This window comes from Spirillospora sp. NBC_01491, assembly GCF_036227065.1.
Taxonomy (GTDB): Bacteria; Actinomycetota; Actinomycetes; order Streptosporangiales; family Streptosporangiaceae; genus Spirillospora; species Spirillospora xylanilytica.
The window spans coordinates 5,433,852-5,458,861 of sequence record NZ_CP109432.1; the positions used below are offsets into that span (position 1 = coordinate 5,433,852).

The 25,010-nt window shown below is 69.9% G+C and carries 25 protein-coding genes and 1 pseudogene; 17 read left to right on the forward strand and 9 right to left on the reverse strand.

Annotated elements, in window-relative coordinates; all coding sequences use genetic code 11:
• Positions 1-70 precede the first annotated feature (70 nt).
• Complete coding sequence (locus tag OHA34_RS25385; RefSeq protein WP_285939111.1) at positions 71-436, reverse strand: peptidase inhibitor family I36 protein; 366 nt, start codon at positions 434-436, stop codon at positions 71-73.
• A gap of 165 nt (positions 437-601) precedes the next feature.
• Positions 602-934, reverse strand: a complete 333-nt coding sequence (locus OHA34_RS25390) for a cupin domain-containing protein (protein ID WP_285939110.1) — start codon at positions 932-934, stop codon at positions 602-604.
• A 70-nt stretch (positions 935-1,004) separates the two neighbouring features.
• Here OHA34_RS25390 and OHA34_RS25395 point away from each other — a divergent pair, with 70 nt between their 5' ends.
• Together OHA34_RS25395 and OHA34_RS25400 are read left to right on the forward strand one after the other, a co-directional pair.
• Entirely contained in the window at positions 1,005-1,952 is a 948-nt protein-coding gene (locus OHA34_RS25395; RefSeq protein ID WP_329519120.1) for a helix-turn-helix domain-containing protein, read from the forward strand.
• A gap of 57 nt (positions 1,953-2,009) precedes the next feature.
• On the forward strand, positions 2,010-2,459 hold the full coding sequence (locus OHA34_RS25400; RefSeq protein WP_329519121.1) for a hypothetical protein: 450 nt from the start codon (positions 2,010-2,012) through the stop codon (positions 2,457-2,459).
• Positions 2,460-2,912: 453 nt separating this feature from the next.
• Here the strand turns inward: OHA34_RS25400 and OHA34_RS25405 are convergent, their stop codons facing one another.
• A complete protein-coding gene (locus OHA34_RS25405) occupies positions 2,913-5,444 on the reverse strand; it encodes a tetratricopeptide repeat protein (RefSeq protein ID WP_329519122.1) in 2,532 nt (843 codons plus the stop codon).
• Between the two features lie 241 nt (positions 5,445-5,685).
• Here OHA34_RS25405 and OHA34_RS25410 point away from each other — a divergent pair.
• From OHA34_RS25410 to OHA34_RS25445, 8 genes and pseudogenes are all read left to right on the forward strand, one after another.
• Positions 5,686-5,886: pseudogene (locus OHA34_RS25410) on the forward strand (IS21 family transposase); the annotation flags it as partial.
• A gap of 94 nt (positions 5,887-5,980) precedes the next feature.
• On the forward strand, positions 5,981-6,529 hold the full coding sequence (locus OHA34_RS25415) for a YciI family protein (RefSeq protein ID WP_329519123.1): 549 nt from the start codon (positions 5,981-5,983) through the stop codon (positions 6,527-6,529).
• A gap of 77 nt (positions 6,530-6,606) precedes the next feature.
• Positions 6,607-8,094, forward strand: coding sequence for an SMI1/KNR4 family protein (locus OHA34_RS25420; protein WP_329519124.1), 1,488 nt, complete (start codon positions 6,607-6,609; stop codon positions 8,092-8,094).
• A 79-nt stretch (positions 8,095-8,173) separates the two neighbouring features.
• On the forward strand, positions 8,174-8,872 hold the full coding sequence (locus tag OHA34_RS25425; protein WP_329519125.1) for a hypothetical protein: 699 nt from the start codon (positions 8,174-8,176) through the stop codon (positions 8,870-8,872).
• Between the two features lie 79 nt (positions 8,873-8,951).
• Positions 8,952-9,125 (forward strand): VOC family protein, encoded by a 174-nt coding sequence (locus OHA34_RS25430; protein WP_443029591.1) that lies wholly within the window; start codon positions 8,952-8,954, stop codon positions 9,123-9,125.
• A 268-nt stretch (positions 9,126-9,393) separates the two neighbouring features.
• Positions 9,394-9,924 (forward strand): RNA polymerase sigma factor, encoded by a 531-nt coding sequence (locus tag OHA34_RS25435; RefSeq protein WP_329519126.1) that lies wholly within the window; start codon positions 9,394-9,396, stop codon positions 9,922-9,924.
• A gap of 158 nt (positions 9,925-10,082) precedes the next feature.
• The gene (locus tag OHA34_RS25440) at positions 10,083-10,745 is read left to right on the forward strand and encodes a hypothetical protein (protein WP_329519127.1); all 663 of its coding nucleotides are present in this window, start codon (positions 10,083-10,085) and stop codon (positions 10,743-10,745) included.
• A gap of 480 nt (positions 10,746-11,225) precedes the next feature.
• The gene (locus tag OHA34_RS25445) at positions 11,226-13,064 is read left to right on the forward strand and encodes a protein kinase domain-containing protein (RefSeq protein ID WP_329522446.1); all 1,839 of its coding nucleotides are present in this window, start codon (positions 11,226-11,228) and stop codon (positions 13,062-13,064) included.
• Positions 13,065-13,561: 497 nt separating this feature from the next.
• Here OHA34_RS25445 and OHA34_RS25450 read toward each other — a convergent pair whose 3' ends face one another.
• The 3 genes from OHA34_RS25450 to OHA34_RS25460 are packed head-to-tail and all read right to left on the reverse strand — an operon-like array spanning position 13,562 to position 16,457.
• On the reverse strand, positions 13,562-13,945 hold the full coding sequence (locus OHA34_RS25450) for a nuclear transport factor 2 family protein (RefSeq protein ID WP_329519128.1): 384 nt from the start codon (positions 13,943-13,945) through the stop codon (positions 13,562-13,564).
• 14 nt (positions 13,946-13,959) lie between these two features.
• Positions 13,960-14,946, reverse strand: a complete 987-nt coding sequence (locus OHA34_RS25455) for an LLM class flavin-dependent oxidoreductase (RefSeq protein ID WP_329519129.1) — start codon at positions 14,944-14,946, stop codon at positions 13,960-13,962.
• On the reverse strand, positions 14,943-16,457 hold the full coding sequence (locus OHA34_RS25460; RefSeq protein WP_285939093.1) for a class I adenylate-forming enzyme family protein: 1,515 nt from the start codon (positions 16,455-16,457) through the stop codon (positions 14,943-14,945). Before OHA34_RS25460 ends, OHA34_RS25455 begins: the two co-directional genes overlap by 4 nt.
• A gap of 111 nt (positions 16,458-16,568) precedes the next feature.
• Between OHA34_RS25460 and OHA34_RS25465 the strand changes: the two genes are divergently transcribed.
• From OHA34_RS25465 to hcaB, 5 genes are read left to right on the forward strand one after another with little or no spacing between them, the layout of a single operon-like run.
• Positions 16,569-17,369, forward strand: coding sequence for a class II aldolase/adducin family protein (locus OHA34_RS25465; RefSeq protein WP_285939091.1), 801 nt, complete (start codon positions 16,569-16,571; stop codon positions 17,367-17,369).
• The gene (locus tag OHA34_RS25470) at positions 17,366-18,730 is read left to right on the forward strand and encodes a Rieske 2Fe-2S domain-containing protein (protein ID WP_329519130.1); all 1,365 of its coding nucleotides are present in this window, start codon (positions 17,366-17,368) and stop codon (positions 18,728-18,730) included. The genes OHA34_RS25465 and OHA34_RS25470 overlap by 4 nt, the downstream gene beginning before the upstream one ends.
• Positions 18,727-19,239 carry a 3-phenylpropionate/cinnamic acid dioxygenase subunit beta gene (locus tag OHA34_RS25475; RefSeq protein WP_285939088.1) on the forward strand — a complete coding sequence of 171 codons (513 nt, stop codon included), beginning with the start codon at positions 18,727-18,729 and terminating at the stop codon, positions 19,237-19,239. The genes OHA34_RS25470 and OHA34_RS25475 overlap by 4 nt, the downstream gene beginning before the upstream one ends.
• Positions 19,240-19,248: 9 nt before the next feature.
• Positions 19,249-19,443, forward strand: a complete 195-nt coding sequence (locus OHA34_RS25480; protein ID WP_285939087.1) for a hypothetical protein — start codon at positions 19,249-19,251, stop codon at positions 19,441-19,443.
• Positions 19,443-20,213 carry a 3-(cis-5,6-dihydroxycyclohexa-1,3-dien-1-yl)propanoate dehydrogenase gene (gene hcaB, locus OHA34_RS25485; protein WP_285939085.1) on the forward strand — a complete coding sequence of 257 codons (771 nt, stop codon included), beginning with the start codon at positions 19,443-19,445 and terminating at the stop codon, positions 20,211-20,213. Before OHA34_RS25480 ends, hcaB begins: the two co-directional genes overlap by 1 nt.
• Before the next feature lie 6 nt (positions 20,214-20,219).
• Here hcaB and OHA34_RS25490 read toward each other — a convergent pair whose 3' ends face one another.
• Both OHA34_RS25490 and OHA34_RS25495 read right to left on the reverse strand, forming a co-directional pair.
• Positions 20,220-21,014 (reverse strand): IclR family transcriptional regulator, encoded by a 795-nt coding sequence (locus OHA34_RS25490; RefSeq protein ID WP_285939084.1) that lies wholly within the window; start codon positions 21,012-21,014, stop codon positions 20,220-20,222.
• A gap of 122 nt (positions 21,015-21,136) precedes the next feature.
• Positions 21,137-22,126, reverse strand: coding sequence for a VOC family protein (locus tag OHA34_RS25495; RefSeq protein ID WP_329519131.1), 990 nt, complete (start codon positions 22,124-22,126; stop codon positions 21,137-21,139).
• Between the two features lie 212 nt (positions 22,127-22,338).
• On the opposite strand from OHA34_RS25495, the gene OHA34_RS25500 reads away from it, so the two are divergent.
• A complete protein-coding gene (locus tag OHA34_RS25500; RefSeq protein WP_329519132.1) occupies positions 22,339-22,917 on the forward strand; it encodes a TetR family transcriptional regulator in 579 nt (192 codons plus the stop codon).
• A 433-nt stretch (positions 22,918-23,350) separates the two neighbouring features.
• On the opposite strand, the gene OHA34_RS25505 is transcribed toward OHA34_RS25500, so the two are convergent.
• A complete protein-coding gene (locus OHA34_RS25505) occupies positions 23,351-23,833 on the reverse strand; it encodes a MarR family winged helix-turn-helix transcriptional regulator (protein ID WP_285939078.1) in 483 nt (160 codons plus the stop codon).
• A gap of 59 nt (positions 23,834-23,892) precedes the next feature.
• Between OHA34_RS25505 and OHA34_RS25510 the strand changes: the two genes are divergently transcribed.
• Complete coding sequence (locus tag OHA34_RS25510; RefSeq protein ID WP_329519133.1) at positions 23,893-24,270, forward strand: cupin domain-containing protein; 378 nt, start codon at positions 23,893-23,895, stop codon at positions 24,268-24,270.
• The last annotated feature ends 740 nt before the right edge of the window (positions 24,271-25,010 follow it).

Here is a 25,010-nt window from a genome sequence, read left to right on the forward strand (position 1 = left end):
CTCAAGCCGGCCTGAGTGCCCCCGCTCCACCCGGGCGGCGCGCCCCGAGGCGGCGCCCGCCGCTCGTCGCTCAGGGGCACTCCCCGCCCCACGTCACGCTCTTGAGGGTGCTCCCACTGATGTTCGCCTTGTGTCCGGGCCCCGGGTTGAAGTGGAGGCACCGCGTCATGTTGCTGCCGGACCCCGGCGCGTAGGTCACGTATGCATGGTCGGCACCCGGATACTGCACGCCATTGTTGAAGACGGACCCGACCTGCTTGATGGACCCACTCCACTTACCGTCCACCTTCAGTAGGAGACTCCCCTTCTGGTCGCTCTTGGAGTAGGCGCAGAAGTATCCCTGAGGGCAGCCGGACGGGTTGCTGTCGGCAGATGCGGTCGGCGCGATGACTCCCGTGCCGACGAATACGGCCGCAGCCGCCAGCGCCCCGACCATCTGCGGAGACGAAAACTTGAATCGCGACATTAGATTATTCCCTCCCGGTTCCTGAAAGGAATCTAGCAAGTCGCCTTATCGATGTGTTATCGCCGCCACTCGCAGGTCGGACGCGCTCGCCCAGGACGGTGCGTGTCCATGAAGAAATCCGCGCTGCCGTGGGATCTAGCCTTCCGGATAGAAGAGGAACAGCGTGCAGCCCGTCGTCGTCTGCGGGACGTGCGAGGAACCCGCGGGGGCGTGGATGAAAGAGCCGGCCGGGTAGTCCCGGTCGCCGTCGTTGAAGACGCCGGAGACCACGAAGACCTCCTCGGGACCCGGTTCGTGGACGTCGACCCCCTGCCAGCAGGTGTTCGCGTCCATCTCCAGCACAGATGCCTTCGCGCCATGGTCCCCGTTCCACAGCGGGCGCAGCCGGATGCCTGGGAAGAGTTCGCGGATCGGGGCATCCTGGACGGCGGACCACGTACAGGCAGGCGTCCTCTGTTCTGTCGTCATGGGACCAGCCTGGCGGCCCACCGCCGTCCCGCCGAGTGTCAGGAATGACAGTCCACGGTACTTTCCTGCCATGCATCGAGTGATGGCGCTCGTCCGCCCACCGCAGTCGACCTTCGAACTCGCCTGCGCCGCCCAGGTGTTCGGGATCGAGCGGCCGGGACTTCCGACGCGGTACGCCTTCAGCGTGTGCGCGGAGCGCCCTGGCCCGGTCGCGACGCACGCCGGGTACGACATGCTCGTGACCGACGGGCTGGACGCACTCGACCGGGCGGACACGGTGATCGTCCCGGGCTGGCTGCCCACCAAGGAGCCCCCTTCATCCGCGGTCGTCCGGGCACTGCGCCGCGCGCACTCCCGCGGAGCGCGGGTGGTCAGCATCTGCTCCGGCGCCTTCGCGCTGGCGCACGCCGGTCTGCTGGACGGACGGCACGCGACCACCCACTGGGCGCTGGTGGACGAGTTCGCCGCGCGCTTCCCGCAGATCCGGGTCGACCCGGATGTGCTGTACGCCGACCACGGTGACGTGGCCACCAGTGCCGGTGCCGGGGCCGGCATCGACCTGTGCATGCACCTGGTCCGCAGCGACCAGGGCGCCCGGCACGCCGCACATATCGCCCGGACCATGGTCATGCCGCCCCACCGCGAGGGCGGGCAGTTGCAGTACTCGGCGCCGCCGCACCCCGCGCAGATCGACGGCACGCTCGCGCCGCTGCTGGAGTGGATCACCGGGCGACTCGGCGAACCCGTGACCATCGAGAGCATGGCCGCGCACGAGGGCGTCTCGACGCGCACCCTCGCCCGGCGGTTCGCCGATCAGCTCGGCACCAGCCCGGGGAAGTGGCTGCTCGCCCGGCGGATCGCCACGGCCCGGGACCTGCTGGAGTCGTCCGACCTGCCCTTGGACGCCATCGCCCGCCGCGTCGGCCTGTCCTCGGCCACCAATCTCCGCAGGCGCTTCCTCGGCGCCCTGGGCACCACGCCGGGCGCCTACCGCCGGGCGTTCCGGGCCAAGCCGTGATGACGGGAACCGCGGAATGCGTGGAATGCTCGGCGGGGATCGTGAATAATCCCGCTCATGATCATCGAATACTATATTGCCAAGGACGACGCCGAAGCGGCCTGTGTGGAGCCTGGCATGGGCGGGCCGGAACGCCAGGGCTTCGACACCCTGTCCGCCAAGTCCATCGATCCGTGCGTGGCGCTCGGAACTCTGGAGTCCATTCTCACCGGTCGTTCATTCGACGAGATCCTCGCCGATCCGCGCCAATGCGGCTCCCTGGACGACTCGGAAGAGATGGGCGTTGTGGAGGCGTCCGCCGTCACCGTCACCGACACGCTCCGCGACGCGCTGGCCTCGGCGAGCGTCCCACACCTCCAGGACGTGGCCAAGGTGTGGGCCGACACCGATGAATTGTCGGGGGTGGTCACTCCAGAAGTATTGGGCGACTTCCTGAAGATGTTCTCCGATTTTGCTCATGGTGCCGTCGAAAAAGGCGAGCGGCTCTACTGCTGGTGGACTCTCTGATCACGCCGGCGACCGTCCCATCGCCTGCTTCCAACCACAGATCACCGGCCGCGATCAGCACCTGCCATCTCGTCGTGAACCCGGAGAAGCCGGCCGGCGTGGTGTCACAGGGCGGGGCCGACCCCGGACGGCTCTCGGCCGCCTTCGCCGCGACGTCCCTCGACGCCGCCCGCCCCCTCCTGGCCGATGAGACACTGCGCTGGGAGTCCGGCTGCTGCGTCCTCCTGGACGTCGCGCTCCGCCGCTCCCGCAAAGACCGATGCGTCACCTTCGACCTCCACCGCCCCCGGGGTAGCCCAGGCCTGCACCGGGGTCAACGACATCGGGGACGTACCAGCATGCGCTGGGAGGGCTCGGTGTCTGCGGGTCTTCGCAACGCGTCCGGCTTGGAGAAGGCCCAGGTCCTGGGGCGACAGAGGCAGCAGGGAGCCCAGCGAACCCTGGGCTTATTGCTCAGGAGTCCCGCAGGCGGGCGAGCAGCCGCCGGGCGTCGTCGTCGAAGTCGTCGAAAGCGCTTCCCAGCACGCGTTCCATCAACCCGGTGGCACGGTCGCGCTCGCCCGCCTCCGCGAGGTGCTCGCCCAGGCGGTAGGCGGCCTCGGCGACGTACTCGGGATCGTCACTCAGCTCAAGCGTTCGCTCGTAGAGGCGAGCCGCCTCGTCCCTGTCGCCGAGCCAGTGGTGCAGCTCCGCCAGGTGCGCCAAGGCCGTGGGGACGTGTGTGGCGTCCCCGGAGGCGATGACCCGCTCGAACCACGGGAGAGCCGCGTCGAGATCGCGCTGGTCCTTGGCGTTGATCCCCAGGATCAACGCGGCGACGACGTCGACACCCTCGGCCCCGCCGGACATCTCGATGACCGCGCGCAGAATGGTCTCGGAGGTCTCGTGGTCGCCCTGGTATCCCTGAATCTGCGCCAGATAGATCAGGGACCATCGGGCGGAGTAGGGATACTCCTCGCCGTATTCCTCCCGCCACGCGTCGACGGCGGCCTGGTAGGCGTCGCGCGCCCCGGCCAGGTCGCCCAGCTTGCGCAGCATCTCGCCGAGACGCTCGGCGGTCCGCGCGAACAGCGGGTCACCGGCCGCGAGGGCGCGTTCGTGGGCATCGCGCGCGGCCTCGGCCGCGCCCGCCTTGTCGCCCAGCCCGCTCAGCACGGTGGACAGGCGGAACGCGGCGTTGGTCGCGTGGGAACCGCCCGCCTGGCGCCAGGCCCGCCGGTAGGCCTCGGCGGCCTCTTCCGGCCTGCCGTCGTCGGCAAGAATGCGCCCGAGTCCGAGCGACGCGCGCCCGGCGGCGACCGGATCATCGCCCTCGGCCGCCATCGTGTAGGCGGCGCGCGCCATCTCATGCTCCTCCTGCCTGGAGAAAGCCTCGGCGAGCTCGACGATCAGGCGGTCCTCCCGCCCGTGCCGCAAGGCGTGCCGCGCGCCCTCCTCATCGTTCCGGACGGTCAGCAGGACGGCCTGGCAGGTACCCGCCCACCGCGCGTACGGCAGGAGCCCGGTGTCGGCGGCGGCGGTCCAGTCGCGCAACGCGTCGTCCCACTCGTTCCGCGATGCGCTCTCCCGCGCCTTCAGGAACAGCCCGTATGCGGCGGACTCGGCGGTGGCGTCGAGCTCGCGCAGCACCTGGTTGAGAGAGTGGTCGGCGGGCCGGTCGGACGCCTCCACGACCCGCGCCCCCAGCCCGGTGGCCAGGCGGACGCCGCAGGCGTGGTACTCGCCGCTCCACGCCCGCAGCCATTCCAGGGCACCCCGAACGGCGTACGGATTGCCGTCCAGCGTGCCCAACCCGACGGCCGCGAGGGACGGGTCGGCGATCTCCACCAGAGGCTGCGCGAGGACGAACGCCTCCCGGATCTCCTCGATCGCGGCCTCCCGCCCGGTCAGCAACTCGCCGAGCCGGACGGCGATCCACGGCAGGATCCCGTACGGGCTCTCGCGGGTGGCGAGCGCCCTCTCGCAGGCGCGCCCCAGAACCGCGCGCGCCTCGCCGTGCTCCCCTCCGGCGTCCAGCAGGCCGCCGAGCAGGTATCCGGCATAGGAACCGGCTAGCGGGTCGTCCGTCTCCAGCCCCCGTGCAAGGATCTCGCGATCGCCGAGCAGTCGTCCGAGCAGCACCCCGCCCAGGTCACCGCCCGACTCGTAGATCGCACGGGCGCCCTCGGCGTCCCCGAGGTGCTCGGCGGCCATCCCGCGCCGAAGCGCCTCGTCGCCCAGCACGCTCAGGGCCACCGACGCCCACGGGCCGGCTTCCGGGTCCTCGCCCGCTGCGACCCGGCGCAGCCGCTGGACGGCCAGGGGATCGGACGGGTCCAGCGCGGCCAGCGCCAGGTCGGCCCGCATCGCGGCCGAGTTCCGTCCCTTGCCCGTGTGTGCGTCCAGCAGCTCGCGCGCCGAGCAGGGATCCCCCTCGCGGGCCGCCTCGACGCCGCGCCCGACCTCCTCCTCGGCGCCCGCGTCCGCAGCCCGGGCGGGCCGGTGACCGATCACCTCGGCGGCCGGCGACGAGCTATTGGCCGCCGCCGGCTCGTCGGGCTCTCCCCAGTCGATGGACGATTCGAGGAAGGATGTGGTGCCCCAGGCCTCGCCCGGCTCCACGTCGGCGAGCCAGCGCGGCTCATTCACCCGCACCACGTAGTCGGCCTGGACGAGGCGATGCTCGTCCAGCCAGCCGCCGTGCCGCTCGTAGTAGAAGTCGTGGATGTGCTCCCAGTCCACGGGCTGGAGCTCGGCGTTGCGCTCGGCCACCCGCTGGACGCTCTGAACGGAGTCGTAGAAGGCCTCCTGCTCCGCGTCGTCGAACTTGTCCAGGCTCTCCCCGAGCCGGAGCACTTCCCGGAAGAACTCCTCGTCGTCCGGACTGGGGAGGTCGAGGGCGTCCTGGGAGGCGGCCTCGTAGTAGACGACGAAGATCCGCATGCGGACGCTCATGCGGTCTGGGGCGATGGCCAGGACCCGGGCGCCGTAGAGATCGGTGGACATGGGGGGATCCAGATCTGATCAAGGAATGGGCGCACCACTATGTCAGATTGACAGCGGCCCATGGAGCTCCCATAGGCGGCCAGAAACTGCCCCACTGATGGCCACGAGGTTCCCCACGGACGGCCGGATATCTCCCCGCTTGATCGTGATCATTCCCGGTCGGCGAGAGTCGGGCGGGTGAAGAATTGCAGGGAGATCAAGGAAATCCTTGAGGCGTACGACCTCACGGGCAGTGGGACTGGGGCTGGGGCCCGCAGGTCGGCAGACCATCTTGTGGTGCGCGTGGCTGGCCTGGTCGCGGTTCCGGGGGGTGATCCCGGTCTGGGGCAGGACGCTGCCGACCATCACCGCGTGCCTGGACGCGACGTTGCGCGGCATGACGATCCGGACCTGTGTCCCGGCCGACCCGGAGTCCAAGGGCGGGTCGGAGGCGACGGCGAGGTCGCCGCGCCGATGTGCAGCAGCGCCACACCGAGCGCGCCCTCTGCCAGAGCTTGCGGCTGGGGCGGGTTCATCGGCTCGACCATACTGTGGCCATGGAGTTCTTCTGCTACCACCGTGACCGGCCAGGTTCTGTGACGCTACGCGAGGAGCTGGTGGAAGAGCACTGGTCCTACATGGACGGCTTCGAGAAGGAGCTGATCGCCCGCGGCCCGACGCTCGCCGGCGATGGCGACACGCCCACCGGCAGCGTGCACATCGTTGACCTGCCCGATCCCGCCGCCGCCCGCGCGTTCGCCTTCGACGAGCCCGGCTACCAGGCCGGCGCGTACCGGGACGTGCTGCTGCGCCGGTGGCGCAACCTGCTGGGGCGCACCATGTGGGACTTCCCCGGTGGCCGGACGGGCGGCAACAGGTTCCTGGTCCTCGGCCTCGGCCCGGAGCGGGGGGCCGATCTCGCCGTCCCGTCCGACCAGGACGAGCTGATCGCCTTCGGGCCGCTGCTGTCCGACGACGGCACCACGTGGCTGGGCACGGCGGTGCTGGTCAAGGCACCGGATGCGGACACGGCGCGCGCCGTCCTGGCCCCGCACCGGTACGCCGACATCGAGGTCCACACGTGGGAGTTCGGCGGCCGCCGGTAACGCCGTCGACTGAGACGGACGGACGAATGTGGTGAATCCGTGCCCCAGATGTCGGTGGCGGCTGTTAAGACCCCTGGATGACGCGTCGACGAGATATCACCCATGCCCAGCTTCTCGAGCACCTGGCTCGTAAGGTCGCCGAGGCCGCACCGGAGGGATGGCGGCGCGGACGGGTGCGGGCATCGGGGAGCGGAACCGGCTCGGCCGTTCACGCCGCCTGGTACGACCGGCCCAACGGCAGCACCACCGGGATGGACGTGGACATCGTCGGTGACCCGAACTGGACGTTCTACTTCGGCGAAGTGGCGCCGGGCCGGCTCGACCTCGACCTGGTCGTCGAGCCGTCCGGCCGGTTCGAGGCCTTCACCAGCCCGGCGGCCGAGCGCCCCGTCTCGGGCCCCGATCGGCTGCTGCTGGTGCTCGAGCCCGGCAATCTCCCGGCCGAACCGGGCGATGAGCAGGAAGGGCCCGCCGACCCGACGTTCGCGGGTGATCCGGACGAGGCCGTCCGGCTGTTCCGCGAGTACCTCCGCCTTCGCGCCGGGATCCTCGGGCGAGAGCACGACCTTCATCCACCGCTCGACGCGGCCGTCCGGGCACGGCTCCCGCGGGAGAACGGCGCCGCGCTGCCGTCCGATCTGATGGCCCTCTACGGCGAGGCCGACGGCGAGAGCGACGAAGGCATGCTCTTGGGGAACCAGACCTGGTTCGCGCTGGAGCACACGCTCGACCGGTCCCGCGTCTGGTCTCCCACACTGACGTGGACGGGCGATCCCTGGTGGCGCGTCGCCGACTCTGTTCCGCGGGGAGCGGTGCGGCAGTCGGTGCACCGCGACGGGTGGGTCCGGTTCGCCACCAACACCGGCGGAGACTTCCTTGCCGTGGACCTGGACCCTGGCCCGTCCGGACGTCCCGGTCAGGTCGTCCACATCAGCAAGGGCTACGGGGCCGTGTACGTCGCCGACTCCGTCACCACGCTGCTGCGACGCCACGTCGAGGCGCTTGAGCGCGGCGACTACACCCTCCGCACCCACGATCCCGACCTCGAAGCCCTCGAAGATCTCGACCCGGAGGACATCGACCTCGACGTCCTGAACCGGTACCTGGACGAAGAAGACCTCGAGCGCGAGGATCTCGACCTCTACCTGCACATCGACATCGGGCTGCCGCGTGAGGGCGGCGCACCCGGGAGGGACGCGATGCGGCACGTGACGCTGACCGGCGATGCCCACGACCTCGCGGCCCTGTGCGACACCTCTGTCGAGGCCCTCCGGCTCGTTTCGGACCACCCCGTCGACCTGGACGTCCTGCGCACCCTTCCCCGGCTCCGAGGGCTCGACCTCTCCCGTGCCGACGTCCGCGGCATCGAGACGCTCGCCGAGCTGAACGGGGTGCTCTACCTCTGTCTCCGGTACGAGCAGTGGCAGGATCTGTGGCAAGGCGCCAAGGAGCCCTCGTTCGCGGCTATCGCCCTAGGCGGCGACCCCTCACCGCACGAGGCCCACGCCTGGGTACTCCGGTTCGGCGCCGCCGCCGAGCATCACGTCGGCGACCTGAACCCCTGACCTGGGCTCCGGAAGGACTCGCGGTCTCCCTGTATCGTTCCGCCCAGCCAGTTGATCAAGGGATGGCGGGCGGTACGTGATGGCGGAACTGACGGCGTACGAGGCCGGATGGCGCAAGGTCTGCGAAGACCTGGACGACCATCCGGGGATCGAGGTCCTTCAGCGTCACGAAGGTGAGTTCGACACCGGGCTCGCCGATGCCGCCGCCGCGTGGGAGACCCTCGTGCACCCCCAGAAGGTGACCGCGCCCGCCGGACTGGGCCAGTGCCAGCTGCGATTCCATGGGCTCGGCCGCCAGTGGCAGACCGCGGCCGGGGGAGCGCGGGTCGCCGGGGAGTTCCTCGTGGGCCACATCGGACAGGCAGGGCTCCCGGCGATCGAAGAGATCGAACCCTGGGGTGACGATGACGAGGAGTTCCCGGCCTCGCAGTTGCGCGTCATCGACGTTCACCCGTACACGGGAACCGGCCAGATCGTCGGGCTGCGGCTGCTTCCGGGCGGGGGCGAGCCCGAGATCTGGTGGACCGACCGGCAATACGGCGACTGGAAGCTGGACATCGGCTATCGCGAGTACCTGAACACCTTGCAGACGACCAAGGGCGCCTTCATGTGGCAGCTCCTCTTCACCCAGGCGCCCCTGGGTGAAGAGGAGTTCGCGTCCGTGCGGAGGCGACTGGAGGACATGCTCGAAGTGTTGCCGGCCCTGTTCCCCGAGCACGACTACGAGCCGCTCCGGAATCGCCTCGCCGCGCGTCTACAAGGTCGGTGCGACATGTGAGGGCCGAATCTGCATTTGGGTAAGTCCACGGCGCATCCGACACGGTCCGGCCTCGTCCGAGGCCGTTGTTAACGTTGGTGTGAGCAAGACCGTGGACTCCGCCCCCTCCGACGACCAGGGAGCCGAGGTCGAACGCCTCATCGACCTCGGCGCCACCCGCACCGACGTCGGCCAGCCCGCCGATGCCCCCTGGGTCGTCCTCGCCGACCCGGAGGGCAACGAGTTCTGCGTGCTCCCGTCCCGGCGGCCCTGATCACACCCCGGTTCGCGGATCCCGCCGAGCTCGCCTTCGCTGACCTGTACCGAACCGGTCTGCCTCTGTACCGGTAAGAGCGGTATCCCTCAGCACCCACGCACCCCGAGGTCAAACGGACGTCCACCGCCCGGACGCCGCGTCCGGACGCTGCGTCCGCGAAAGTTTGTCGAGGCGGGTGTGAAGCGAAACCGGGGTCCGGCGGAGTAGGGGATGACGATCCCCCCTGGAGGTGCCTGATGCCCGACCCCACGCAAGGGGCGGCTGGGTGACCGCCCCGCCCGAGACCGACCGGGCGGACGACGCGGCGCTGCTCGCCGCGTCCGTCCGCGACGGTGACAGCTTCACCGCCGTCTACGACCGGTACTTCGCCGATGTCCACCGCTATGTCGCGGGACGCCTCGGTACGCAGGCGGCCGACGACGTCGTCGCCGAGACGTTCCTCACCGCGTTCCGCCGCCGCGCAGCCTTCGATCCGGCCCGCGGGACGGTCCGCCCCTGGCTGTTCGGCATCGCGACCAACCTCATCGCCCAGCACCGCCGGACCGAGACGCGCCGCTACCGGGCCCTGGCCCGGCTCGGCGCCGAACCCCCGACGGACGGCCACGAGGACCGCGTCCTCAACGTGGTGGCCTCCGATGACATGCAGCCGCGGCTCGCTCGCGCACTGGCCCTGCCCGCGAGCTCGTCAACGGGATGCGGGAGCCGGAACGCCCCGCCCGCCCCGCCTGGCGGCGTCCCGTCCTGTGGAGCGGCTTCGGCCTGGCCGCCACGGCTGCCGCCGTCGCGGGCGTTGTGACGCTGGGCTCCGCACCGTGTCCCCCGCGCCCGATCCCACCACCGTGGAGCCGATGTCGGCCCAGACCGTGCTGCTCACCGCCGCCGAGCAGGCTGAGGCCGCGACGGCCACCGGGAAGTACTGGCACGTCCGCAAGCTGCAGAAGCGCGCCATCCACAATGCTGCGGAACGGGCAGGACTACTGGCTGGTCAGCCAGCAGGTCAACGAGCAGTGGGCCAGGCCGGACGGCCAGACCTGGATGGGATCCCGCGGGCTCGACAGCGTGCCCATGTCCGCCAAGGACGGGGTCGCCTGGCGGAAGGACGGCAAGCCGAACGGGGAGCGGCTCCCCGCCCGGCTGGAGAAGGACTCCGGCACCGATGCCTTCCTGCTCTGCGACAAGGGGATGTCGCTCAAGCAGGTTCAGGCACTGCCGACCGACCCCGCCGCGCTGAAGAACACACTCAGCCGGATGCTTCCGCCCGAGAAGCCCGTTCCGGGGTCCCTTTCCAGGGACCAGCTCGTGCAGGGCTGCCTGACCGACCTGCTCTCCCATCTCCCCGCACAACCGAAGGTGCGCGCCGCCGCCTACCGGGTGCTCGCCGCCATGCCCAGAGTCACCGTCGGCGGCAAGGTCACCGACGAGCGCGGCCGCAAGGGGGTCGAGGTGCGCACCAAGGGCCGGGGCGGCACCGCCGACAAGATGATCATCGACACGAGGTCCTCGCTCGTGCTGGTGACGTCGCGCACCGTCCCGGGCATTCCCGGCGTACCTGCCGGGCAGGTCTACCTCCAGGTCGGATGGACCGACGCTGGCCCGAAGGTCCCCGCCCTCCCCTGACCGCGGCTCGGCCCGCTAAAGCCGGAATCTCAGCGCGTCAATCGCCGAGGCCAGGAGACTCCGCGCCATTACACCGCGGACCGCCATCGCTGACAGCCCCCCGAACGCCTGGACGTAACTCGAAGCGGCGGCCTCCTTCGCGCAAGACGTGCCGTCGCCGTATGCAGGGGTAGGCGGCGCCCTCTGCTTCGTCGGCGGACGCATCCGATGCAGAGCTCCTGGACTCGTGCCGGCCACACGCGCGGGACGGCTCGCGTCTCGTCGGTCCAGCGTCCAGCCTCAGCTCTCGGAGCCGATCCACGAGGGCTTGTCGAGCCGACTGGACGCTGGACGACGGCGATGACACCGCATCTCGACAAGGTACGTCGAGATGCTTCTCCCGAAGATGAGCGGTTTGAGATGATCTCAACTTGCTTGAGAGATGGGTGTTTCTCGGGGAGGTGTCTCTGGATGGAGCCGTTGCGGCCGGGTGATCCGGGCATGGTGGGCCCATACCGGCTGGAGGGGAGGCTGGGCGGAGGCGGGATGGGACTGGTGTTCCTGGGCCGATCTCAAGGTGGGCGGCCGGTCGCGGTCAAGGTGGTGCGCCCGGAACTGGCCGAGGACACCGGGTTTCGGCGCCGGTTCACCAAGGAGGTGGAAGCGGCCCGGCGAGTCGGCGGTTTCTACACTGCCCAAGTGGTCGACGCCGATACCACAGCGCACTCCCCGTGGTTGGCCACGGCGTTCATCCCTGGCCTGTCGCTTGAACAAGCCGTCCGTGAACACGGGCCGTTGGCCGACGATGCGCTCAGCGCGTTGGGAGCGGGACTGGCGGAGGGACTGGCCGCGATCCACCATGAGGGTCTTGTGCACCGCGACCTCAAGCCCGGCAATATCATCCTCGCCGCCGACGGTCCCCGCGTCATCGACTTCGGTATCGCCCGTGCGCTGGATGACGCCCATACCTCGACCACCATGCTCGGGACTCCCGGGTACATGTCGCCCGAACAGGCGGACGGACGAGAGGTCGGGCCGCCCAGCGACGTGTTCGCGCTGGGAGCGGTACTCACATTCGCCGCAACCGAACACGGCCCCTTCGGCACAGGGCCGGCGGGAACGATCGTCTACCGGATTGTCCACGAAACCCCCGACCTGACCCGGCTCCCTTCCCACCTCACCGGTCTGGTCGGCGACTGCCTGGCCAAAGACCCGAGGCTACGGCCCGGTCTCACCGAGATTCTGGACCATTTCGCGGATTCCTCCAAAGCGACCGTGCTCATGCCGAGCGGCCTGCTGGCGGTGGCTGGCGACCCGGCTGCGCACGGTTCGGCGGATGGGCGGATCGAGGTGTTTGTTCGGGGTGTGGACGGTCGTCTGTGGCATGTGTGGCAGGTTGCGCGGGACGGTGACTGGTCTGATTGGGAAGATCTGGTTAGACACCGGCCGCTTCCGAATGGTGACGTGCTGGAGGTGGCCGGTGACCCCGCTGCGCACGGTTCGGCGGATGGGCGGATCGAGGTGTTTGTTCGCGGCGCGGACGATCACCTATGGCATGTGTGGCAGGTTGCGCGGGACGGTGACTGGTCTGATTGGGAAGATCTGGTTAGACACCGGCCGCTTCCGAATGGTGACGTGCTGGAGGTGGCCGGTGACCCCGCTGCGCACAGTTCGGCGGATGGGCGGATCGAGGTGTTTGTTCGCGGCGCGGACGATCACCTATGGCATGTGTGGCAGGTTGCGCGGGACGGTGACTGGTCTGATTGGGAAGATCTGGTTAGACACCGGCCGCTTCCGAATGGTGACGTGCTGGAGGTGGCCGGTGACCCCGCTGCGCACAGTTCGGCGGATGGGCGGATCGAGGTGTTTGTTCGCGGCGCGGACGATCACCTATGGCATGTGTGGCAGGTCGCGCGGGACGGCGGCTGGTCTAACTGGGAAGATGTGAGCGGATATCGCCCGCTTCCGAATGATGGCCCGCTGGTGGTGGCTGGCGATCCGGCTGCGCACGGTTCGGCGGATGGGCGGATCGAGGTGTTCGTTCGGGGTGCGGATGGTCATCTGTGGCATGTGTGGCAGGTTGCGCGGAATGGTAATTGGTCTGGCTGGCAGAACCTCAGTAGGGACCGTCCGCTTCCGAATGGTGACCTGCTGCTGGTGGCTGGCGACCCCGCTGCGCACAGTTCAGCCGATGGACGGATCGAGGTCTTCGTTCGCGGCGTGAACGGTCATCTATGGCATGTGTGGCAGGTCGCGCGGGACGGCGACTGGTCCGACTGGGAAGATCTGGGTAGACACCGCCCGCTTCCGAATGGAGTTCGCCCGGCCAGATCTCAGTGACCAGCAGGGGACGGCGGCCCTCATGTGGTCTGCGCACCGTGGAGGGGCGATGACCGCAACCGAGAAGCGCCTTCCTGGGCAGAGCAACGCCGAGTACGAACGACGCCGGAATCCCAACGCGGAATTCATCAGCACGCAGTCGCTGAGCGGTGGCGGCGACCCTTCCTTCGCGGTCAGGGCCTCTAACGCTCTCTTCGTCTGGCTTGACCACCGTAGAGGCCGCAGGTCGAGTTAGGCGCGGCGCAGATTCCCGGCGGGGCCCTCCAGCCGGAGGCACCGGAGTCCTAGGGCCTGTCTCAAAGTGCCTCGGTCGTCGCGCGAGTGCGTTGCCTGGCCGGTGGGGCGAAGCCGAAGGCGAGCCCCACCAGCCAGATCGCGGAGCGATGCCGCGCTCGCCCAAGCACGGTCGGCGTCCGAGCCCTAGGCGAGGACGCCGGGCCGGGCGTTGGAAACACAGCCGCCTGGCGAGGACGCCGGGCCGGGCGTTGAACCACGGTTTAGACGCTCTCGCGGGCCCTGCGGATGGGGCCGCGGGCGGCGGAGTCGAGGTACTCGTCGACGCGGGTGATGTGGCCGTCCCGGATCTGCAGGTACATCGCGCAGTGCAGGGCGACGGTGGTGCCGTCGGGGAGCCGGCCGCGGAGCACGTGCTGTTGCAGGACTCCGTCCGCGAGCGCGGCGCGGCGAACGATCTCGTAGCTGATGCCCGACACCGCGCGGTGCAGGCCGGCCAGGACCTTGAGGTTGTCCTCGACCGTCTGCTCGACGAGGTCGTCGTTGTGCCAGATGACGGCGTCCGGCGCGTAGATGTCCTGGACGGTGTCGATCGCGCCGGCCTCGATGGCGGCGAAGAACCGGTCGACGATCTGTTCGTGCTGCATGGGGACCTCCGGGGTCAGCGGTGGGAGAGCGGGGCGAGATCGGCGATGACGCGTTCGTAGGTCCAGTCGCCGGCGACGGGCATGGGGAACAGGACGGGCAGGTCGACGCCCGCGTCCCGGTACTGCGCGATGCGTGCCCGGCAGGTGCCGGCGTCGCCGTGCGCGACGAACGCGTCGGCGACCTGCTGCGGGACGTGTTCCGCGGCGCCGGCGCGGTCGCCGGACGCGGTGAGGGCGCGGGCCTTGGACAGGTCGGCGCCGTGCGGCGTGGCCAGCGCCGGGTGCATCACGTAGCGCGGCACGACGGCGCGGGCGGCCGCCGCGGCGGCTTCGGCGTCGTCGGACGGGCAGCAGTGGACGACGCAGACGATCTGGACCGCGGCGGGGTCGCGTCCGGCGCTCGCGGCGGCGGTCCGGACGGCCTGCACAGCGCGGCCGGCCTGGCGGGGCGAGACGAGGTTGAGGATCACCCCGTCGGCGATCCGTCCGGCCAGCGCCAGCATCCTGGGACCGATGGCGGCCAGCAGGATGGGCAGGTCCGCGCGGACGGGCGGGCGGTCCAGCGGCACGTGGCCGGTCTGGAAGAGGCGGCCGGTGAACCCGTCCGGGCTGCCGGCCAGCACCGCACGGACCACCTGCACGTATTCGCTCATCATCTGGAGCGAAGGCGAGGGGCCGACCCCGAACCGGCTGTTCATGAACGCGTTGGCGGTGCCGAGCCCCAGCCGGAACCGGCCGCCCGACACGTCGTCGAGCAGCGCGGCGGTCTTGGCGGCCAGCACGGGAGGGCGAAGGGCCGCGTTGGCGACCGCGGTGCCGACCCTCGCCCGCTCGGTGGCGGTGATGACCGGGTGACACGATGCCAGCGCATCGCCGTGCCCCTCTGCGACGAAGATGTCGTTGAAGCCGGCTCGCTCGGCCTCCGCGGCGAGCCGTCCGATCTCCGCGGGGGCGAGGCCGCTGTGGGGCGCGAAGGAAAGCCCCAGGTCCGCGCCGCTCATGCCGGGATCTCGTAGCGTGCGCGCAGTTCGCGCTTGAGCACCTTGCCGGTCGTGGTGCGTGGGAGTTCGGAGGCGAACTCCACCGACACCGGGCACTTGAAGTGCGCCAGCCGGTCGCGGCACCATGCGATCAGATCCGGCTCGGTGAGGTCGGCGACGGGCACCACGACGGCGTGGACCGCTTCGCCCCAGCGCGCGTCCGGCCGCCCGATGACGGCCACCTCACCCACCGCCGGGTGGCGGGCGAGCACGGCCTCGACCTCGGCCGGATAGATGTTCTCGCCGCCGCTGATGACCATGTCCTTGGCGCGGTCGAGGATGTAGAGGTAGCCGTCGACGAGGCGTGCCACATCGCCGGTGCGGTACCAGCCGTCGGTGGTGAACGCCTCCGCCGTGGCCTCCGGGGCGCGCCAGTAGCCCCGGAACAGGCACTCTCCGCGAATCAGCAGCTCACCGGCTTCGCCGGGCGCGCCGGGCCGTCCGTCCGGGCCGACGATCCGGGTCTCCCACCCGAAGGAGACCCGGCCGGCGCTGGCCAGATGGGGGTGGTCGAGCCGGTGGTCCTCGGGGGCGAGCAGACTGATCATGCTCTGGCTCTCGGTGTTGCCGTAGATCTGCCGGAACCGGCAGTCGAAGGTCGCCAGCGCGTCCGCGAGCAGGACCGGTGTGATCGGCGCGGTGCCGTAGGCGATCTCCACGAGACTGGACAGGTCGGGTGCGGTGTCGCGGGCGCGGACCTCGGCGAGCAGCATGTCGATGAGCGAGGGACCCGCGGTGAAGAACTCGATCCGGTCCCGCTCGATCGCGGTGACCGTGCTCGGCGGCCGGAACACGGTGTGCACGTGCAGGGTGCCGGCGGTCAGTACGACCTGCATCGCCTGCCCGAATCCGCCGAGATGGAACAGCGGCATGATCTGGAGGTGCCGCGAGCCGGCGACCTGGTCACCGATCTCCAGGGCGAAGGCGGCGACGCTCTGGATCAGCGCGCCGTGCCGTAGCGGGATGGCCTTGGCGCGGCCGGTCGTGCCGCTGGTGTGCACCAGCACCATCGGTGTGTCACCCGACAGTTCCGGACGGGGCGGGGGCGGTGCGTCGAGTGCGGCGCCGTCGGTCCAGCCGTCCGGGAGGCCGCCCCCGCCGATGCGGACGCGGACGGCGGGGCCGGGCAGCGGCCGTTCGGCGAACTCGGCGTCGGCGGCCAGCGCCACCGGCTCCAGCAGGGTGAACAGTTCGGCCAGCTCGGCGGGGGACAGGCGCCAGTTGATCAGGGCCGGCAGTGCTCCGACGCGCATCAGGGCGAAGGTGTGCACGAGGAAGTCCGCGCTGTTCTTGGCCAGCACCGCCACCACGTCGCCGGCGGCGACGCCCTGGGCGGCCCAGCCGCCGGCCGCGCGTTCGACCGCGGTCAGCAGTTCGGAATAGGAGAGCCGGCGGCCGCGGTCGTCGACGAGGGCGGGCACGTCGGGCCGGGTGTTCGCCCGCCACTCCAGTACATGGATCCAGCTCTGCATCGGGTGGCCCCTTCTCGAACGGCTCGTGAGGGGGATCATTGCAGAACTACTTTCTCCAGGGCAGACTTGCGGCAGCAAAATTTTCCTGAGTACAGATTCTGAGGGGTGTGGATGGAGTTCGGGGAGGAACGGCGGCTGGTCGCGCTCGCGTGCCGGGTGCTCGCGCACGCCGGGTTGGCCGAGGACGTCCTCGGCCATGTGAGCCTGCGGATCGGCGCGGACCGGATGCTGGTCAGATGCCGCGGGCCACAGGAGAGCGGACTGCTGTTCACCACGCCGGAGGACGTGCGGCCCGTCCCGCTGGACGGGCCATACGACCGGCTTCCCGACGGCTACGCCGTCCCGGCCGAACTGCCGATCCACACCGAGACCCTGCGGCGGCGGCCGGAGGCGACCGTGGTGGTGCATGCGCATCCGCCCGCGCTCGTGGCCGCCGACCTGGCCCGGCTGCCGCTGCGGCCGATCTTCGGCGCGTACAACATCCCGGCCATGCGGCTCGCGCTGGAGGGGATCCCGGTGTACGAGCGGGGCGTTCTCATCCGCACCACCGACCTGGCCGGGGACATGCTCGCGGCGATGGGCGACCGGCCGGTGTGCGCGCTTCGCGGCCACGGCGTCACCGTCACCGGCGCCACCGTCGCGCAGGCGGTGGTCCGGACCCTCAACGTGGAGGCACTGGCCCGGATGACGCTCCAGGCGAGCCGCCCCGGCGGCGCACCGCGGAGTCTTCCGGACGAGGACGTGGCGGAGCTGCCCGACCTGGGCGCCGAGCTGAACGAGGAGTCGATCTGGCGCTACCGGCTCGCCCGGCTCGAGGCCTCCGGCCTCGGCCTGCCCGGCTCCGGGGCGTCCACCCCGGGGCCGTCCGGCACCGGTCGGTCCGGGTACGGCCGGTTGGAGGAGACACGATGACGTTCGATCCGGTCACGGCACTCGCCGATGTGCGGCGAGGCATGATCCCCGCATACATCTACAACGACGAGGAGGTCTTCCGGCTGGAGCGCGAGCGCCTGTTCTCACGCGCCTGGGTGTTCGTGGCGCACGAGTCGGAGCTGCCCGAGCCCGGCGACTACGTGGTGCGGCGGGTGCTGGACGACTCCTTCATCGTCGCCCGGGACGAGCAGGGCACCGTCCGGGTCATGTTCAACATGTGCCTGCACCGCGGCATGCAGGTGTGCCGGGCCGAGTTGGGCAACGCCTCCCACTTCCGCTGCCCCTACCACGCCTGGACCTACCGCAACGACGGCCGGCTGGCCGGGCTGCCCTTCCACGTGGACGCCTACGGCGGCGAGGACGGGTTCGCCAAGCGGGGAGAGCGACTCCTCCCGGCACCGTCCATGGACACCTACCGGGGCTTCGTCTTCATCAGCCTCGACCCGAACGCGCCGCCCCTGCCGGAGTATCTCGGAGACTTCGCGTTCTACCTGGACCTCTACGCCCGCCAGAGCCCCGCCGGGCTGGAGTTCCGCGGGCCGCAGCGCTGGCGGGTGAAGGCCAACTGGAAGATCGGCGCGGAGAACTTCGCGGGCGACAGCTACCACACGCCCCACACGCACGCGAGCGTCGTCGACATCGGGCTCTTCCGGGAGCCCAAGGCGAACAAGCGCAAGGAAGGCGCCCTCTACTTCGCCGGACCCGGAGCCGGGACCACCTACAAGCTCCCACCCGGCGACTTCGCCGAGAAGCTCCGCTACGTCGGCTACCCCGGGGAGATGATCGAGCGGATGGGGGCGCTGTGGTCGCCCCAGCAGCGGATGCTGGTCGAGGACGACGGGTTCATGGTGTCGGCCGCCACGCTCTTCCCCAACCTCAGTTTCGTGCACAACTGGCCCCAGATCGACGAGGCCGGGACGGTGGCGCCGTTCATCTCCGTCCGCCAGTGGCAGCCGGTGTCGCGGAACGAGACCGAGGTGCTGTCGTGGTTCGCCGTGGACGGCGCCGCTCCCGAGTCGTTCAAACGCGACTCCTACAAGGCCTACCTCATGTGCTTCGGCAGCTCGGGCATGTTCGAGCAGGACGACGTGGAGAACTGGGTGTCGATCACCGAGATGGCCGGCGGCTCCATGGCGCACCGCTTCAACCTCAACAGCCGGATGGGCCTGACCTCGGCCGGTGAGCCGATCACACCCCCGATGACCGCGTTCTCCGGCCCCGGCACGGCCAGGCAGGGGTTCGGGGAGTTCAACCAGCGGCACTGGCTGTCGATGTGGCTCGACCACCTGGAGACCGCGCCGCCGGCCACCGAACGACTCGACCTGGGGGCCCGGACATGACGCTCGTGCGCTACAGCGACCCGGACCACCTGGACGTCCACCAGTTCCTGGTGGAGGAGGCGGCCCTCCTGGACCGTCAGGACCATGCGGGCTGGCTGGACCTGCTCACCGACGACATCCGCTATCTGATGCCGGTCCGGGTCGCGACCGCGCGCGGCGCCGGCTTCGACACCCTCCCGGACATGGGGCACTTCGACGAGGACCTCTATTCGCTGCGCAAACGCGTCGACCGCTTCGCCACCGACCACGCCTGGACCGAGGATCCGCCGTCCCGGACCCGGCACTTCGTGACGAACGTGCGCACGTTCCGCGCGGCCGGGGGCGAACTGCGCGCCGAGTCGTCGCTGCTGCTCTTCCGCAGCAGGGGCGACAACCGCGAGGCCGACCTGCTTTCGGCCGGCCGCGAAGACGTGCTGCGGCGCGTCGACGGCGCGCTCCGGCTCGCCCGCAGGAGGGTGCTCGTCGACGAGACCGTCCTGCGCACCCAGAACCTGGCGATCTTCCTGTAAGGGGTGGGGATGATACTTGCCAACGAATACGCCGAGGTCGAGGTGGACCTGGTGCGGACCCGCAACGGGATGCGGCTGCGCATCGCCGCGCCCCGCACCGGCCGGGAGATCCTGCTCTGCCCGCTGGAACTGGAGGCGCTCACCTGGCAGGAGCACGAGGCGTTCTCCGCTCTCCTCGCCACTCCGCACGGGCCGGAACACTGATGGCGGGCTGGCTCGCGGGACGGCGCGCCCTCGTGGTCGGCGCGGGATCGGGCATCGGCCGGGCGGTGGTGGACGCCTTCACCGACGAAGGCGCCCAGGTCGGCGCCCTGGAGCTCGATCCGGCCCGATGCGGCGCGCTGCCGTGCCAGGTCGTGACACAGGGCGACTCGACGCGGGCCGATGACGCCCGCGAGGCGGTCCGGGCCGCCGTCGACGCGTTCGGCGGGTTGGACATCCTGGTGAACTGCGTGGGGATCTTCGACTTCTACCGCGGCCTGTCGGAACTGAGCGACACCGAGCTGGACGAGGGCTTCGACGAGATCTACCGGGTGAACGTGAAGAGCCAGCTGGTGTCGGTGAAGGCGGCGCTGCCGCACCTGCGCGCGTCCGGCGGCTCGATCGTCCTGACGGTGTCCACGTCCGGGTTCTATCCAGGGCGCGGCGGCATCCTGTACGTCGGATCGAAGTTCGCCGTACGCGGCTGCGTGACCGCCCTGGCCCACGAGCTCGCCCCCGAGGTCCGGGTGAACGGCGTCGCGCCCGGCGGCACGCTGGGCACCCGGTTGCGCGGTGCCGAGGGGCTCGGGCAGGCCGACCGCGAACTCGTGGCCACGCCCGAGCGCGAAGCGGAGCTGCGAGGCCGGACTCCGCTCGCGGTCGCGCTCACCGGAGCCGACCACGCGGGCGGATATGTCTTCTTGGCCTCCGACCGGGCTCGCGGCGTCACCGGCACCATCGTCCACTCCGACGGCGGCATCGGCATCGCCTGAGACACCCTAGGTGCCGAGCCTCTTGACCGCCTGCTGGATGCGGGCGGCGATAGCGTGGATCAGCTCGTCGGAGAGCCGGGAGAGCGGGACGGAGACGGAGACGGCCGTCCGCGGGGCGCGGTGGGACGCCGGCACCGCGACGGCGACGGAGGCCACGCCGTCCTCGCTCTCGCCCCGGTTGACGGCGTACCCGCGTGAGCGGACCAGAGCCAGCTCGTCCCTGAGGTCGGCCAGGCCGTTGATGGACTCCGGTGTCTGCGCGGGCGGCAGCTCTCCGGCGGGGAACAGCGCGGCGAGCCGCTGGTCACTGAGCTGGGCGAGCAGCGCCTTGCCCGACGCCGTGCAGTGCGCGGCGAAGGTCGTCCCGGTCCGGGACGCGACGCGGAGCGCGCGCGGGCTCTCCACCGCGTCCAGGTAGCGGACCATGGATCCCTCCAGGGTGACCAGATGCGCCGTCTCCCCGAACGTGGCGGTCAGCTCCTCCAGAAGCGGCCGGGCCGACCCGCGGACATCCATGTTCGCGATCGCGGCCAGGCCGATCTCCACCAGCGCCGGTCCGGCCACATAGCCGCGCGAGTCCGGCTCCTGGCTGACGAAGCCATGGAAGGCGAGCATGGCCAGCAGCCGGTGCGCGGTGGAGTGGGCGACGCCCAGGTAGTCCTTGGCGTCCGACAGCCTGACCCGCTCATGCTCGCCGAACATCGCGAGGAGCCGGAGCGCGTTGTCGACCGACGAGATGGGATAGGCCGGTCTGGTCCGGCCGGTCTGGTCCTCGGAACCCTCATCGCGCTCTTTCCGCACACCGGAAGGCTACTGCCTGACACGGTCGTGCGCGGGCGCGCGGGACCCCCGGAGGCCTGCTCGGCCACCCATCCGGCGCTATCACCCGCGCAGCCCTTGTACTGAACACAAACCGGAAGTGATCACCACGAAGAAAGCGTCAGTGACCGTCGGTCATCCTGGCGGAAGATGATCGCGGCACCCAGCGCGGCGTCGGCCGGGACGAACATCTCTCCGGGCCTGGTGCCGATGATGGGGACGCCGTTGTCGCGCAAGGTCCGCTCGGTGGCGGCGAGGTCGCGTACGGACACCGCGTAGGCGACGAACGCAGGCAGGGCCGTCGGACGTTCACCGGGCAGCAGGTCGGCAAGTGCCGATGCGGCCACAACGGTGACGTCCGCCCGCTCGAATCGCCCTATCTGGCCCTCTCGGGCTTGGCCGAAGTAGGTGCTGTAGCGGCGCTCCAGTTCGGGCAGCGCCGGGTCGGCGACGCACAGCACGGCTCCGATCAGTTCGGTGGCGCCATTGGGATGGTCGTTGTGCTGCTGATCTGCGAGCGCCTCGGCTGGAGTGTTCTGGGCGAATCCGATCCTGCCTTCCGGCACGCGCCCGACGGGCAGACCGGGATCGGAGATCTCCAGGTAGCGGGCGGGTTCCATCGTGGTTCCGGTGCGGGTCTCGACGGGCCGCTGGATGGCGTGCACGCCGCCGTGGCCGACGCCGGCCGCGGTCAGCCGTGCGGCGACGCTGTCGATGTGCGGGGTATCGGCGATCACGATGTGGAGGCCCTCGAAGCGCTGGAGAAAGGAGGTGATGTTGGCGGCCGTGGCCCGGATGGCGGCCGTCAGCCCCGGCAGTTTGTCGTCGGGCACCTGCAGCGGGATCGGGCGGGCTTCGCCGGGCATGCGGCCGGTGTCGTCGATGACGGCCACCAGTTCGATGAAGTTGCGGGAGAGATAGATGTGGGTGTTGGCCACCCCGAACGGCTCGGCGGGGCCTCCCGCAACACGGGGAAGAACGGGATAGGCAGGTGCCTGCACGGTGAAGCCGAGTTGCCGGTACCGCCCCATTGCCTGGTCCATGTCTCGCACGATGTGTCCCACATGGTGCAGGCCGTTGATGTCGTCGCCCATTACGGGGCCCCCTCCGGTGTCATGGGCCAATTGCTCGGATGTTGTGGACGCGGTTTCTGCGGGGGCATTCGCCGCAAGGCCCGTGAGGTCCGCAGCCTCCAGGGCACACCACTCCCCAACGTGGGCAACCGGCAAGGCTTCTCTTGATCTTCTGAGAGCCTACTCTCTTATGAGAGTCTGCTGTCAATTGTGGGTGCGATAGAGTTTGGAGCATGGGTGACGGGGGGCTGCGCGAGCGCAAGAAGGCCAGGACCCGGGAGACGATCCTGCGCGAGGCGTTCAGGCTCTTCCGGGAGCGCGGCTACAACGCCACCGCCATCGAGCAGATCTCCCAGGCCGCCGAAGTCTCTCCCGCCACCTTCTTCCGCTACTTCCCGACGAAGGAGCATCTGGTCACGCTCGATCGCTTCCCGCCCCTCGCTGACGCCTTGGCCGCTCAGCCGCCAGGTGCACCGGTCACCGTGCTGCGCGGCGCGTTCCACGCGGCGTTCGCCTCCCTGTCCGCCGAAGAGATCGCCGCGGGACATGCGCGAGAGGTGTTCGCGGCCACCGTGCCGGAGCTACTGGTGGCCAACCTGCGTAGAAGCCCGGATCTGATTCAGGACGTCTACGGGATCGTGGCGGACAGGGCCGGATGCGCCGTGGACGATCCGCGGATACGCAATGCTGTCGGCGCGGTCTTCGGGGTCGTGGCCATGGTCTGGCTGCAGTGGGCACAGGACTCCGACATGGATGGGCCCGCCGAGATCGACAGGGCGCTGGCGCATCTGGAGTCCGGCTTGAGCCTGTAGGCCCCGTACCAGCCTGCGGGACGGCGATAGGAATAGCTGTTGCGGGAGTGCTGTGAGAGTACGCGCACTGGACCACCGTTGGCCGTCATGGGTGGGCGGTGAAGCAGTGCGGATCCGCCACCCGGCCAGCACGGCCCGGACGGTGGAGCATCAGCCATCCCCGAGTGGATACCTGTGCCTGGTTCTGTTTGCGGGAGTGGCCACGCTTGTTCGCGGGTTCTGACCGCACGGGGTGGCCGGAGCTCTGGTCAATGTGTGAGAAGTGACCGCACTGCGTCTGTCGTGGTGGAGCCCGTGGCCTGTAGGCGGTGAGACAGGCGGAGGCTGGGGCGTGGGGCTGTGGCGGCGGGCGCGGTCGGATGATCTGGCCATGTCGGTCGTGGTGAGGGAAAGCCCCGGTCGGGGACCGGACTTAGGCTGATCAAAGGGCTCGTTACGGTGAGTTGAACCACTGCGGGGTGTCGAGGCGGAACGCGTCGGGTGGCGTGACCTTGCGCAGGTCCTCCACCATGGCCCGCAGCCGGTCCTCGCCGATGGTCTGGGCCCATTGGTCGCGCAGGTCCTCGAAGATCTGCTCCGACCGTTCGAGCGCATCGTAGGCGTGCGGGGTCAGCGTGTAGGTCTTACGGCGCGCATCGCCAGGATCGTGCCCGGGCCGCAGATAGCCGAGACCCTCCAGCATGTCGATGGTCTTGCCCGCCGCTTGCTTGGAGACGCCCAGCGCCCGGCCCAGGTCAGCGGCCGTGGTCCCGTACCGGCCGCCGGCTCGCATGACGGCCTGGAAGACGAACCCGTGCATGGGCCGCATCTGCGGATGGCCCTGCCGGGCGAGCTCCTCGTGCAGCTCGTCGATGAGCACCCGGAACCCCAGCAGCAGCCGCAGCGGCAGTTCGAAGCCCCGCAGATCACTTGACATGATGGACAACCTCGTTAACCATATAGACAGCGACATTGTCTATACTAGGGATGTGAACCGTGACCCTCGTCCGTCATGCCGAAAGCCGTCGATCTGAGACCCCGAACGCCGTCATGACCACCCTCGCCTCGCCGACCCTGGGCGGTGCGCGATCCTCTATCTGGCGCACCGAGGTCACGCCCGACGTGAAGGGCCCCGTCCACACCTTCGACGCAGAACAGATCTGGACCATCCTCGAAGGGGAGGCAACCATCGAACTCGATGGCGAAACCTCCACGGCGGGCCCCGGCGACACGGCCGTCCTGCCCGCCCACGCCACCCGCCAGCTCACCGCCGGCCCCCAGGGCTACACGGCCATCGTCACGGCTCCCGCCGACGCTCACGCCTGGACCCCCGGCGACGCCGACAACAAGATCACACCCCCCTGGATCGTCTGACCGGCAGCCCTCGAGATCACGGCGGTAGATCCGTCACGAAATCGGCATCAGACTCAGCTTTCGGTGTCCATTAGCAGTCAGGGCTGGCGTCCTGCGCGGGTCCGGGAGAGGCAGTGGGAGTCGGTGCCGGTTTCGATGATGGTGCCGCCGAAGGTGAGGCGGTCGACGCAAAAATGCCCCGGGCCTGTTGGCTCCGGGGCGTTTTTGCTGCTCGTGTGAGGTGGGCAGGGGCTGGGGCGAACCGCCGACCTTCCGCTTTTCAGCTAAGCAACACCCCTGCCGCGCGAGCATCGATCGAGGCTGACCGGCTGCCAGTATGCGCCCGTGATTGGGGCCGGTTGCCGCTGTTGCTGTCACTGTTGCTGACGGTCTCGGCGATACTGACCTCGCGCTTTCAGCCGTCGAACGTGTCGCTCATGTTGCCTGGTCCGGCGTCGTTGGGAGCGGTCGATGAGCGAGATCCAGGGCTCGGTCGTTGTCAGCACCACCGTTAGCGCCCACGCCAACCCGGAGGGTGCTCCCGCGCGAACGGCGCCCAGTCTCAGACAGACCGTTTCGCGCGGGAGTGCCCTCCGGGTCGCGGGGGTCAAGGGGGCTGCGAAGGCCCCGTTGATCGAATTCGCTCAACCAGAAACGCCCCGTGCTGACCCTGATGAGTTGCAACAACGCTCGACTACGGTCACGGCCTGATGCCCATTGACGAACGGGCCTCGGCGCAACGGCGCCGCTTAGGACTTGGC